Raw genomic sequence first — 12,313 nt, 5'->3', positions numbered from 1 at the left:
GCGGCAAGAGGTGTTCCTTGTAGGAGCGGCCTTGTGCCGCGAATGGACCGCACCGCGGTCCCGCCCTTTGAGCGTCAGTGCAAGAAAGGCTGGGACCGCTTTGCGGTCCATTCGCGGCACAAGGCCGCTCCTACAAGGGGTCAGCACTCCGATTCAGCGGGGCAGGGCGGTAAGTGTTTGTTATCTGTGAAAAAAAATTTGAATATTTTCAAAATTTAGTTTGACAGCCCTGCAATCCGATCTTAATATGCGCCCCGTCCACAGCGATGAACGAAAACGAAACGCCAGGCACCCAGCCAGCGCTTCAGTTCAACGCGACATTGTGGGGCTATAGCTCAGCTGGGAGAGCGCCTGCATGGCATGCAGGAGGTCAGCGGTTCGATCCCGCTTAGCTCCACCAAATTCCGCTTAGCAGCCAAGGCTGCCAAGCAAGACCGGGTCCAGCAACCGGGTCTTGAAGGTAAGAAGGTTCGTCCCCTTCGTCTAGTGGCCTAGGACACCGCCCTTTCACGGCGGTAACAGGGGTTCGAGTCCCCTAGGGGACGCCAGTTTTACACAAGCGATGTTTCAGAATGTCGCTGGGCCGCGAGGCTAAAAATCCGGGGCTATAGCTCAGCTGGGAGAGCGCCTGCATGGCATGCAGGAGGTCAGCGGTTCGATCCCGCTTAGCTCCACCAATTTTGCCGCGATTCGCGAAAGCGGGTCGGCACGAAGGTTATGTCCCCTTCGTCTAGTGGCCTAGGACACCGCCCTTTCACGGCGGTAACAGGGGTTCGAGTCCCCTAGGGGACGCCAGTTTCACACAAGTGATGGTTATACTGTCGCTGGGCCGCGAGGCTAAAAATCTGGGGCTATAGCTCAGCTGGGAGAGCGCCTGCATGGCATGCAGGAGGTCAGCGGTTCGATCCCGCTTAGCTCCACCAATTCTGCCAGGGTTCACGTTTGTGAATCTTCGCGAAGGTTACGTCCCCTTCGTCTAGTGGCCTAGGACACCGCCCTTTCACGGCGGTAACAGGGGTTCGAGTCCCCTAGGGGACGCCACGTTTACCCGCGTTTTGCGGGACTTTAAAGGCTCATTCGCTTATTGAATGGGCCTTTTGTTTTTCTCCCCTCCCCATTATTTCGGTGCCGACAAGCGGCAGCCGATTTTGCTTGCTTAAAAATATGATGAGAATAATATTTCGATCATCATATTTTGTTCGGTGAGCCGGCGCATGAGCGACAAGAAAAGCAAAACCCGCGAACGCATCCTCGAAGCGGCCCGCAGTGCCTTGATTCAGCACGGCCCGGCCGAGCCCAGCGTCAGCCAGGTGATGGGCGCAGCGGGCCTGACGGTCGGCGGCTTCTACGCACACTTCGACAGCAAGGACGAGTTGATGCTCGAAGCCTTCAACCAGCTGCTGTGCGAACGGCGGGCATTGCTCGCCCAAGTCGACCCCAGCCTGGACGGCGAGGGGCGCCGCGCCTTGGCGAGCGCCTTCTACCTGTCGCGCAAGCACCGCGATGCCGAAGTGCATGCCTGCCCGCTGCCCAACGCGCTCGGCGAAATGCAGCGCCTGCCCGAGGCCTTTCGCGAGGTGTTGGCCGAGCATATCGAGCTGATGACCGCGGCCATGGTCGACCGCCCGGAAGACGCCGACAAAGCCTTGGCAGACCTGGCCCTGATGATCGGTGGCCTGGCCTTGGCGCGGGCCCTGGGCACGGGCGAGTTGTCTGACCGCATCTTGCGTGCCGCCAAATCGGCGGTGATCTAACCCTTTCGAACCTGGAGCAAGGCGATGACAACCCTGAGCTGGATTCGCGGTGTCAACGGCACCCTCGGCCACCTGGTCCCTGAACATATTGCCGGCAAGATGCGCCGCGCCTTCATGACCCCGCGCAACTTGCCGCCCAGGCAATGGGAACTGCCGCTGCTGGCCAGCGCCGAGCGCATCACCCTGCGCTTTGGCCTGTCGGCGCTGCGCTGGGGCAAGGGGCCAACCGTGTTGTTGATGCACGGTTGGGAAGGGCGCCCTACCCAGTTCGCCGCACTGATCGAAACCCTGGTGCAGGCGGGGCACACGGTGGTATCGCTGGAAGGGCCGGCCCATGGCCGTTCACCGGGGCAGCAGGCCCATGTGGTGCTGTTTGCCCGGGCGCTGCTGGAGGCCGCCGCCGAACTGCCGCCGCTGCGCGCGGTGATCGGCCACTCGATGGGCGGCGCCAGCGTGCTGCTGGCGCTGCAGATGGGCTTGCGCGCCGAAGCTGCGGTCAGCATTGCCGCACCCGCGCAACTGCTTGGCGTGCTACGCGGCTTTGCCCGGCACCTGGGCTTGCCAGCCCGCGCCAGGGCGGCGTTCATTCGCCAGGTAGAGCGCGACGTGGGCATGCAGATTGCCCGCCTGGATGTCAGTGGTTACCAGCTGGAACTGCCGGGCTTGGTGGTGCATGCCGCCGATGATGCCCTGGTGCCCGCCAGCGAGGCCCAGGCCATCCACAAGGCCTGGTTCGACAGCCGCCTGCTGCTGTTGCAGGAGGGCGGCCACCAGCGCGTGCTGGCCGACCCGCGCCTGAGCGAGGCGGTGCTGGAGTTGCTTAGCCGCGCCAGTGAGCCAGCGCGGCAAAGCGCTTGAGCATCCATTACACTCGGGGAACTTTGGGGCTGCTGTGCAGCCCTTTCGCGGCACAAGGCCGCTCCTACAGGACGGTGTGCATCCCTGTAGGAGCGGGCTTGCCCCGCGAAAGGGGCAAGGCACCCCGGCCATTCGGAATTGATCTCAAGGAGTGTGCATGAGCTGGGACCTGGCAACGCCATTCATCATCGACCTGCGCGTGGGCAGTGAAGACATCGACGGCCTCGGCCACGCCAACAACGCGGTCTACGTGACCTGGCTGGAGCGCTGCGCCTGGCGCCATTCCCAGCGCCTGGGGCTGGACCTGGCCGAATACCGGCGCCTGGACCGGGCCATGGCGGTAGTGCGCCACGAAATCGACTACCTCGCGGCAGCCTACGAGGATGACGAGCTGCAACTGGCCACCTGGATCATCGACTGGGACCAGCGCCTGCGCATGACCCGGCGCTTTCAGCTCAAGCGCCCCAGCGATGGCGTGACCCTGTTGCGGGCGCAAACCACCTTCGCTTGCATCGAGCTGTCCAGCGGCAAGCCAAGGCGTATGCCGGCGGAGTTCATCGAAGGTTACGGCCCGGCGCTGATCGGCGCCTGAAACCTCGGCGTTTTTTGCTAGACTGCCGGCTTTTTCCGCCGAGACCCCGCTATGCAAATTGCCCTGGCCCCCATGGAGGGGCTGGTCGACAACATCCTGCGCGACGTACTGACCCGGGTGGGTGGCATCGATTGGTGCGTCACCGAGTTCATCCGCGTGTGCGACCGCCTGCTGCCAGCTTCCTCGTTCGACAAGCTTGCACCCGAGTTGCGCCAGGGGGCGCGTACCGCCGCCGGCGTGCCAATGCGCGTGCAGCTGCTGGGTTCGGACCCAGTGTGCCTGGCGGAAAACGCAGCGCTGGCCTGCGAGCTGGGTGCTCCGGTGATCGACTTGAACTTCGGCTGCCCGGCCAAGACCGTGAACAAGTCCAGGGGCGGGGCGGTGCTGCTCAAGGAGCCCGAGCTGCTGCATGCCATCGTGCAGGAGGTGCGCCGTGCGGTGCCAGCGCATATTCCGGTTACCTCGAAGATGCGCCTGGGCTTCGACAGCCCCGATGGCGCGCTGGACTGCGCCACGGCGCTGGCCGAGGGCGGTTCGGCGCACCTGGTGGTGCATGCGCGCACCAAGGTCGAGGGCTACAAGCCACCGGCACACTGGGAATGGGTGGCGCGGGTGCAGGATGTGGTGCGGGTGCCGGTGTTCGCCAATGGCGAGATCTGGACCGTGGATGACTGGCGGCGCTGTTGTGAGGTCAGTGGTGCCGAGGACATCATGCTTGGGCGTGGCCTGGTGTCGCGGCCTGACCTGGCCCTGCAGATCGCGGCGGCGCGTGATGGGCGGGATTACCAGCCGCTGGGTTGGGAGGATTTGTTGCCGTTGTTGCGCGAATTCTGGCGCCAGGCTCAGGCCAAGCTGTCGCCGCGCTATGCCCCGGGGCGGATGAAGCAGTGGCTGGCGATGCTGACCCGCAGTTACCCCGAAGCGGTGGTGCTGTTTGCTGAGTTGCGGCGTGAGGATGATTGCGCGCGGATCAGCCGGTTGCTTGGGGTTGATGCGATCTCCTTCGAAGCCTGTGTTGCCTGATCTGGCCTCTTCGCGGGGCAAGCCCGCTCCTACACACATTCCAGTCCCCGTGACGCCCTTGTAGGAGCGGGCTTGCCCCGCGAAAGGGCCCTCAGCATCAAAAATTTTTCTGTCTCCCCTTGAAAGCCTCTCCCCCGGCCATATCTCTTGAGTACGCGATGCCGAAGTCGGGTCGCGTAATGACTTACTTGCTGAATCTCAGGAGTTTATGACCATGACCAGCGCTTTCTCCCTCGCTCCACTGTTCCGCCATTCCGTGGGCTTCGACCGTTTCAACGACCTGTTCGAATCCGCCGCACGTAACGAGGCGGGTAGCAGCTACCCTCCCTACAACGTGGAAAAACATGGCGATGACCACTATCGCATCGTGGTTGCCGCAGCCGGTTTCCAGGAACAGGACCTCGACCTGCAAGTCGAAAAAGGCGTCCTGACGGTAATCGGTGGCAAGCGCGAAAACGCCGCCGCTGAAGTGACCTACCTGCACCAGGGCATTGCCCAGCGCGCGTTCAAGCTGTCGTTCCGCCTGGCTGACCACATCGAAGTCAAGTCGGCGGGCCTGGCCAACGGCCTGCTCAGCATCGACCTGCTGCGCATCGTGCCGGAAGAGGCCAAGGCCAAGCGCATCCCGATCAACGGCGACAAGCCAGCGATCAATTGATTGATTGAGCGCCGCCGCGTTGCGGCGGATCGCGAGCTGGCGCTCGCTCCTACCAGGAAGCCATGGGCCCCGTAGGAGCGAGCGCAGCTCGCGATCCGCCGCACGGCGGCGCTCAATAATCCGCCGGCGCCTCCTGCAACATGCGCCGAAATTCCGGCAACGGCAGCGGCCTGCTGTGCAAATAGCCCTGGTACAAGTGGCAACCCAGCCGCTCCAGAAACGCCAGTTGCTCGGTCAATTCCACCCCTTCTGCAATCACCGCCAAATCCAGGCTGCGGGCCATGGCCACGATGGCGCGCACGATCTCGGCATCGTTGGTGTCGACCGGCGCATCGCGCACGAACGTCTGGTCGATCTTCAAGGCATCCACCGGCAACCGCTTCAGGTACGTCAGCGACGAATAGCCGGTGCCGAAATCATCCATGGCGAAACTCACCCCGTGGGCCTGTAGCTCACGCATCTTGCTGATGGTGTCTTCCAGGTTCTGGATCACGATGCCTTCGGTAATTTCCAGCTTCAGCATGCGCCGCGGCAGGCGATAGTCATCCAGGCTGCGCAGCACCCGCTCGACGAAATCGTTCTGGCGGAACTGCCGGGGGCTGATGTTCACGCACAGGCTGAAATCGTCGGCATCGATCAGCTTGTCTTCAAGCATGCGCGCGCAGGCATCGCAGGCCTCATCGAGGATCCAGGAGCCAACTTCCAGGATCAGGCCGCTTTCTTCCAACACCTGAATGAATTGCCCCGGTGGTTGCTGGCCCAGTTGCGGGTGGTGCCAGCGCAGCAGCACCTCGGCGCCGACGATACGGTTGTCGCGGGCATCGACCTGGGGCTGGAAGTGCAAGGCCAGCTCGCCACGGGCCAGGGCCAGGCGCAGGTCGCTTTCCATGCGCAGGCGCTCGCTGGCCGCCTTCTGCATGGTGGTGTGGAACAGCTCGGTGGTGTTGCGCCCGGAATCCTTGGCCCGGTACAGGGCAATGTCGGCGCGCTTGAGCAAGTCGGCTGGCGTGGTGCCGTGGTCGGGAATCAGCGCCACGCCGATGCTTGGCGTTACCTGCAGGCGCTGGCCATCCAGCGACATGGGCTCTGCCAGCAGTTCGCGCAAGGTGTCGGCCAGTTCGCGCACCTTGCCTTCCACCGCCTCGCGGCTGCCCTCCAGCCCGCTGAGCAGCACCACGAACTCATCCCCGCCCAGGCGGGCGACGGTGTCTTCCAGGCGCACGCTGGCTTCCAGGCGGGCGGTGATGATCTTCAGCACCGTGTCGCCCACCGGGTGGCCGAGCGAGTCGTTGATGTGCTTGAAATGGTCAAGGTCGAGGAACAGCAGTGCGCCGCGCAGGTTGTGCCGGCGCAGCAGGGCGATCTGCTGGCTCAGGCGGTCCATCAGCAGGGCGCGGTTGGGCAGGTTGGTCAGCGGGTCGTGGTAGGCCAGGTGGCGGATCTGCGCCTGGGCGTTCTTCAGCAGGCTGACGTCGCGGGCGGTCAACAGCAGGCAGTCCACCTCGTTGAGGCTGATCGGCTCGACCGAAACCTCAACGGTCAGGATGTCCCCACGCTTGTTACGCCCGAGCATTTCCCGGTGGTGCACCCGGCCACGCGCCTTCAGCTCACTGAGCAGGGCATTGCGCTGCTTGTCGTCGGCCCAGATGCCGACCTCGTACACACTGCGGCCAACCACCTCGTCTGCGCTGTAGCCCGTCAGGCGGCAGAAGCCGTCGTTGACTTCCAGGTAGCGGCCACTGCGCCGCTCGGTGATAGTGATGGCGTCGGGGCTGGAGTGAAACGCCTTGGCGAACTTCTCTTCGCTGGCCTTCAGCGCCGCCTCGGCGCGCTGCTGCTGGGTGATGTCGCGCAGGGTGGTAACGCTGCAGGGCTGATCGTCGACGGTAATCAGCCGGCTGGCGATCACGCAGGTCAGCGCCGCGCCGCTGCAGTGGTTGACCACCACGGCCACGTTGCTCAGGGCTTGTTCGCGTATCACCCGCTCGATGCGTTGGGCGCGCTCGATCGACTCGGCCCACAGGCCGATCTGCTCGGCGGTACGGCCAATTACCTGCTCGGCGTCCCAGCCAAAGGTCTGGGTGAAGGCCGGGTTGATCTCGATGAACTGGCCGGTGTCCTGGCGGGTGACACAGATCGGGTCGGGGCTGACCTGGAACAGGCTGGCGAATTTTTCTTCCGAGGCGCTAAGGCGCTGTTCGCGCTCCACCTGCTCGGTGATGTCCAGCAGCGTGCCGGCCATGCGCAGCGGGTTGCCCTGCTCGTCGCGGTACAGGCGCGCGCGGCTTTCTATATAGCGCGAGGCGCCGTTCTCCAGCTGCACCCGGTAGGTGATCTGGTAGTTGCCGGCGGGGCCTTCGCGCAGGCTGCGGTACGCTTGGCGCATGGAGCTGCGCTCGTGCTCCGGCACGCCCTCGAAGAACGAATCGAACGACTCGTGGAACGGCACCGGGTCCAGCCCGTGCAACTGGGCGGCGCGGGCCGAGCCATAGAGCATGCCGCTGGGGATGTGCCAGTCCCAGGTGCCCAGCTGCGCCGAGTCCAGGGCCAGGTCAAGGCGCTCCTGGCTGTCCTTGAGCGCCTGTTCGGCGCGCTTGCGCTCGGTGGTATCGACGAAGGTGCTGATCAGGTAGGTGACACCCTCAAGGTCAATGCTCTGGGTGCACAGGATGCCGTCATGCAGCTTGCCGCTGCTGGCGCGGAACTGCACCTCCATGATCGCCGGGCCGCTGTTGGCGCGGGTGGCTTCGATCACCTGGTGGCGTTGCTCGGCATTGGCCCACAGGCCCAGCTCGATGCTGGTCTTGCCGATCACCTGGTCGCCGGGCCAGCCAAACATGTCTTCGAAGTGCTGGTTGACCTCGATGATCATGCCGTCATGGCGGCGGCTTAGCAGGATCGCATTGGGGCTTAGGTGGAACAGGGTGGCGAAGCGCTTTTCCGAGTTGATCAGCGCGGTTTCCCGTTCGCGCTGGCGGGTGATTTCGCGGATCACCCCGATCATCTGCCGCCTGCCGTGGCGGTCGTGGGTCAGGCTGCCGTTGATTTCCAGCCAGTGCAGGCTGCCATCCGGCCAGCGGATGCGATGGCGCATGGCCTGTTCCACCGGCTCGCCGTTGACCACGGCGTGGAACAGCTGGCGGGTGCGGGCGCGGTCTTCCTCGGGCAGCAGGTCGAGGTAGTCGATGTCGGCGGGCAGTGGGCGATGGGGGTCGAAGCCGAACAGCGCCTGGGTGCCGCGCGACCAACTGACCCGGCCACTTTCGATGTCCCAGAGCCAGGCGCCCAGGCGCGCGCCGTTGAGCGCCGCCAGCAACTGCGGGGCGTTCTGCCAGGCCTGTTCCGACTCCTGGGGATCGACCGCAGGAATGCGCGGCAGGCGCGGAAAGCGGTTTGCTGATTTGGGCATTGATCACCAGACCTTTGGCGTGTGACGCATCCTTGAGTTGGAAATGCCGGGCTGACGGCGGTCAGGCGGCTTCTGCCTGGCTGTCGAGCAGGGCCATGAAGGCCCGGGCCGCGTTCGATAGCGTTCGCTCCGTGTGCAGAATGTAGCCTAGCTGGCGCGACAGCTGTATGCCGGGCAAAGCGATGGAAGCCACTTGCTCATCGAGCATGGTGCGCGGCAGTACGCTCCAGGCCAGGCCAATGGACACCATCATCTTGATGGTTTCCAGGTAGTTGGTGCTCATGGCGATGTTCGGTGTCAGGCCCTGGCTTTCGAACAGACGCTGCACGATATGGTGGGTAAAGGTGTTGCCGCCGGGAAATACCGCCGGGTGGCGGGCCACATCGCCAAGGCTCACCGCCTGGTTGTTGGCCAATGGGTGCTCGGGGGCTGCGACGAAGTCCAGGGCGTCGTCCCACACCGGCACCGCCCGAACCAGGTGGTGGGGGTCGGGTGCCAGGGTGATTACGGCAATTTCGGCGCGGCCGTGGAGTATTTCGTCGTAGGCCTGTTCTGAATCCATGAACTGAATATCCAGCGCCACCGCCGGGTACTGCCGGGTAAAGGCTCGCAGCAGTGGGGGCAGGCGGTGCAGGCCGATATGGTGGCTGGTGGCCAGGGTCAGCCGACCGCTCACTTCCCCGGTCAGATTGGTCAGCGCCCGTCGGGTATCATCGAGTATGTTGAGGATCTGGTAAGCACGCGGCAGCAGGGCACGGCCGGCTTCGGTCAGGGTCACCTCGCGGCCTAGGCGGTCGAACAGGCGCACGTCCAATTGTTGCTCCAGCCCGGCGATGCGCTTGCTGATGGCCGGCTGGGTGAGGAACAGGCGCTCGCCGGCCCCGGAAAAGCTGCCGGTTTCGGCGATGGCGATGAAGGCACTGAGGTTGGCCAGGTCCACGGCATCGAATTCCTTTTGGTTATCCAAAGCATAAAAATTATGAATTTGAGTTATTCAATCTAACCCCCTAGCATCGTCCGTACAAGCCAAGGGGTCTTTGGCATAGAAAGACGCTGATGAGGAACAGTCTGATGGCTGGCAAAACGCTCTACGACAAACTCTGGGACGCCCATGAGGTCAAGCGCCGCGATGACGGCTCGTCCTTGATCTACATCGACCGTCATATCATTCACGAAGTGACGTCGCCCCAGGCCTTCGAAGGCCTGCGCCTGGCCAACCGCAAGCCGTGGCGCATCGATGCCAACATCGCCACCCCCGACCACAACGTGCCGACCACGCCAGAGCGCAAGGGTGGCATCGAGGCGATCGTCGACCAGGTGTCGCGCCTTCAGGTGCAGACCCTCGATGAGAACTGTGACGAATACGGCATCGTCGAATTCAAGATGAACGACGAGCGCCAGGGCATCGTCCACGTCATCAGCCCGGAGCAGGGTGCTACCTTGCCTGGCATGACCGTGGTCTGCGGCGACTCGCACACCTCCACCCACGGCGCCTTCGGTGCCCTGGCCCACGGCATCGGCACCTCCGAGGTTGAGCACGTGCTCGCCACCCAGTGCCTGGTTGCCAAGAAAATGAAGAACATGCTCGTGCGTGTCGAAGGCCAACTGCCTGCCGGTGTTACCGCCAAGGACATCGTCCTGGCCGTGATCGGCAAGATCGGCACCGCCGGCGGCAACGGCCATGCCATGGAATTCGCCGGCAGCGCCATCCGCGAATTGTCGATGGAAGGCCGCATGACCATCTGCAACATGTCCATCGAGGCCGGTGCCCGCGTGGGCCTGGTGGCCACCGATGCCACCACCGTCGCCTACGTTGAAGGCCGCCCGTACGCGCCGAAGGGCGAGGACTGGACGCGCGCCGTGGAGGCCTGGAAAGACCTGGTGTCCGACGACGATGCCGTGTTCGACACGGTGGTGGAGCTGGACGCCGCGCAGATCAAGCCGCAGGTAAGCTGGGGCACGTCGCCGGAAATGGTCCTGGCCGTCGACCAGCGCGTGCCAGACCCGGCCGCCGAGGCCGACCTGGTCAAGCGTGGCTCGATCGAGCGCGCCCTCAAGTACATGGGCCTGAGCGCCAACCAGGCGATCACCGACATCCAGCTCGACCGCGTATTCATTGGATCGTGCACCAACTCGCGCATCGAAGACTTGCGCGCGGCCGCTGAAATCGCCAAGGGCCGCAAGGTGGCCGCGACCGTCAAGCAGGCGATCGTGGTGCCGGGTTCGGGCCTGGTCAAGGCCCAGGCCGAGCGTGAAGGGCTGGACAAGATCTTCCTCGAAGCTGGCTTCGAATGGCGCGAGCCCGGCTGCTCGATGTGTCTGGCGATGAACCCGGACCGCCTGGAAAGCGGCGAGCACTGCGCGTCCACCTCCAACCGCAACTTCGAAGGCCGTCAGGGCGCCGGTGGCCGTACCCACCTGGTCAGCCCGGCCATGGCCGCCGCCGCCGCGGTGACCGGCCACTTCATCGATGTCCGCGAGTTGATCCAAGGGAGCGCAGCATGAAAGCCTTTACCCAGCACACCGGCCTCGTCGCGCCGTTGGACCGTGCCAACGTCGACACCGACCAGATCATCCCCAAGCAGTTCCTGAAGTCGATCAAGCGCACCGGCTTCGGCCCCAACCTGTTCGATGAATGGCGTTACCTGGATGTCGGCCAGCCGTACCAGGACAACAGCAAGCGCCCGTTGAACCAGGAGTTCGTGCTCAACCATGCGCGCTACCAGGGTGCCAGCGTGTTGCTGGCGCGGGAGAACTTCGGTTGCGGTTCGAGCCGCGAGCACGCCCCCTGGGCCTTGGACGAGTACGGTTTCCGTAGCGTGATCGCGCCAAGTTTTGCCGATATCTTCTTCAATAACAGCTTCAAGAACGGCCTGTTGCCGATCATCCTCAGCGATGAGGAAGTCGACGAGCTGTTCAAGCAGGTCGAAGCCAACCCGGGCTACCAGTTGACCATCGACCTGCAGGCGCAGGCGGTGACTCGCCCGGACGGCAAGGTGCTGCACTTCGAGATCGATGCGTTCCGCAAGCACTGCCTGCTCAACGGCCTGGACGACATCGGCCTGACCCTGCAGGACAGCGACGCGATCAAGGCCTTCGAAGGCAAGCACCGCGCCGGGCAGCCCTGGCTGTTCCGCGATGCCTGAAGCTCGTTAGCCGCATCGGCCTCTTTACCTCTGTAGGAGCGGGCTTGCCCCGCGAAGGGGCCCGCACAGGCGATAGGAAAAGGACTCACCCATGACCAGCACCCAACACACCGACGTGGTCCAACGCCAGTTCGGCGAACAGGCCAACGCCTACCTCAGCAGCGCCGTGCACGCCCAAGGCCGCGAATTCGCCTTGCTGCAGGCCGAACTTGCAGGGCAGGGCAGCGCCCGCGTGCTGGACCTGGGCTGCGGTGCTGGCCATGTCAGTTTCCACGTCGCCCCGCTGGTTGCCGAGGTGGTCGCCTACGACCTCTCGCAATCGATGCTCGACGTGGTCGCCCGTGCCGCCGCCGAGCGCGGCCTGGCCAACATCACCACCGAGCGCGGCGCCGCCGAACGCCTACCGTTTGCCGATGCCTCGTTCGACTACGTATTCAGCCGTTACTCGGCGCACCACTGGAGCGACCTGGGCCTGGCCCTGCGCGAGGTGCGCAGGGTGCTCAAGCCTGGTGGCGTGGCGGCGTTCATCGACGTGATGTCGCCCGGCAGCCCACTGCTCGACACCTACCTGCAGGCGGTGGAGGTGCTGCGCGACACCAGCCATGTGCGCGACTACTCCGGCGCCGAGTGGCAGCGCCAGGCCAGCGAGGCCGGCCTGCAGGTACGCAGCCAGGCGCGCCAGAAATTGCGCCTGGAGTTCGCCAGCTGGGTCGAGCGCATGCGCACCCCCGAGCCGCTGCGCGTGGCCATTCGCCAATTGCAACAAGCCATGGGCGAAGAAGTACGGCAGTATTACCAGATCGAAGCCGATGGCTCGTTCAGCACCGATGTGCTGGTGCTGTGGGCCGAGCGTTAAGCACTTTACGGCGGGGC

General features: G+C 64.2%; 10 protein-coding genes and 6 tRNA genes. 14 read left to right on the top strand and 2 right to left on the bottom strand.

Going from position 1 to position 12,313, the window contains the following annotated elements; translation table 11 throughout:
• The first annotated feature begins 324 nt into the window (after window positions 1-324).
• From F3J45_RS04870 to F3J45_RS04820, 11 genes are all read left to right on the top strand, one after another.
• A tRNA-Ala gene (locus F3J45_RS04870) sits at window positions 325-400 on the top strand.
• Between the two features lie 72 nt (window positions 401-472).
• Window positions 473-548: transfer RNA gene (locus tag F3J45_RS04865), tRNA-Glu, on the top strand.
• A gap of 53 nt (window positions 549-601) precedes the next feature.
• Window positions 602-677, top strand: a tRNA-Ala gene (locus tag F3J45_RS04860).
• A gap of 42 nt (window positions 678-719) precedes the next feature.
• Window positions 720-795: transfer RNA gene (locus tag F3J45_RS04855), tRNA-Glu, on the top strand.
• Window positions 796-847: 52 nt separating this feature from the next.
• Window positions 848-923, top strand: a tRNA-Ala gene (locus tag F3J45_RS04850).
• A 42-nt stretch (window positions 924-965) separates the two neighbouring features.
• Window positions 966-1,041, top strand: a tRNA-Glu gene (locus tag F3J45_RS04845).
• A gap of 173 nt (window positions 1,042-1,214) precedes the next feature.
• Window positions 1,215-1,754, top strand: coding sequence for a TetR/AcrR family transcriptional regulator (locus F3J45_RS04840; RefSeq protein WP_167058176.1), 540 nt, complete (start codon window positions 1,215-1,217; stop codon window positions 1,752-1,754).
• A gap of 24 nt (window positions 1,755-1,778) precedes the next feature.
• Window positions 1,779-2,612 (top strand): alpha/beta fold hydrolase, encoded by an 834-nt coding sequence (locus F3J45_RS04835; protein WP_167058173.1) that lies wholly within the window; start codon window positions 1,779-1,781, stop codon window positions 2,610-2,612.
• 157 nt (window positions 2,613-2,769) lie between these two features.
• The gene (locus F3J45_RS04830) at window positions 2,770-3,204 is read left to right on the top strand and encodes a thioesterase family protein (protein ID WP_167058170.1); all 435 of its coding nucleotides are present in this window, start codon (window positions 2,770-2,772) and stop codon (window positions 3,202-3,204) included.
• Between the two features lie 51 nt (window positions 3,205-3,255).
• On the top strand, window positions 3,256-4,227 hold the full coding sequence (locus tag F3J45_RS04825; RefSeq protein ID WP_167058167.1) for a tRNA-dihydrouridine synthase: 972 nt from the start codon (window positions 3,256-3,258) through the stop codon (window positions 4,225-4,227).
• Window positions 4,228-4,441: 214 nt separating this feature from the next.
• Window positions 4,442-4,885, top strand: coding sequence for an Hsp20 family protein (locus F3J45_RS04820; RefSeq protein WP_167058164.1), 444 nt, complete (start codon window positions 4,442-4,444; stop codon window positions 4,883-4,885).
• 112 nt (window positions 4,886-4,997) lie between these two features.
• Here F3J45_RS04820 and F3J45_RS04815 read toward each other — a convergent pair whose 3' ends face one another.
• Window positions 4,998-8,294 (bottom strand): PAS domain S-box protein, encoded by a 3,297-nt coding sequence (locus tag F3J45_RS04815; RefSeq protein WP_167058161.1) that lies wholly within the window; start codon window positions 8,292-8,294, stop codon window positions 4,998-5,000.
• A 61-nt stretch (window positions 8,295-8,355) separates the two neighbouring features.
• The gene (locus F3J45_RS04810; protein WP_167058158.1) at window positions 8,356-9,234 is read right to left on the bottom strand and encodes a LysR family transcriptional regulator; all 879 of its coding nucleotides are present in this window, start codon (window positions 9,232-9,234) and stop codon (window positions 8,356-8,358) included.
• Between the two features lie 131 nt (window positions 9,235-9,365).
• Here F3J45_RS04810 and leuC point away from each other — a divergent pair, with 131 nt between their 5' ends.
• The 3 genes from leuC to F3J45_RS04795 all read left to right on the top strand — a co-directional run bounded on the left by leuC (window position 9,366) and on the right by F3J45_RS04795 (window position 12,296).
• Complete coding sequence (gene leuC / locus F3J45_RS04805) at window positions 9,366-10,799, top strand: 3-isopropylmalate dehydratase large subunit (protein ID WP_167058155.1); 1,434 nt, start codon at window positions 9,366-9,368, stop codon at window positions 10,797-10,799.
• Complete coding sequence (gene leuD, locus F3J45_RS04800; protein WP_054885742.1) at window positions 10,796-11,440, top strand: 3-isopropylmalate dehydratase small subunit; 645 nt, start codon at window positions 10,796-10,798, stop codon at window positions 11,438-11,440. Before leuC ends, leuD begins: the two co-directional genes overlap by 4 nt.
• A gap of 91 nt (window positions 11,441-11,531) precedes the next feature.
• Entirely contained in the window at window positions 11,532-12,296 is a 765-nt protein-coding gene (locus F3J45_RS04795) for a class I SAM-dependent methyltransferase (RefSeq protein WP_167058152.1), read from the top strand.
• Window positions 12,297-12,313 lie beyond the last annotated feature (17 nt).

It is taken from the genome of Pantoea sp. Ap-967, from assembly GCF_011752565.1.
Lineage (GTDB): Bacteria > Pseudomonadota > Gammaproteobacteria > Pseudomonadales > Pseudomonadaceae > Aquipseudomonas.
Note: the sequence above shows the minus strand (reverse complement) of the source record. Positions and strands in the feature narration are given on the sequence as shown.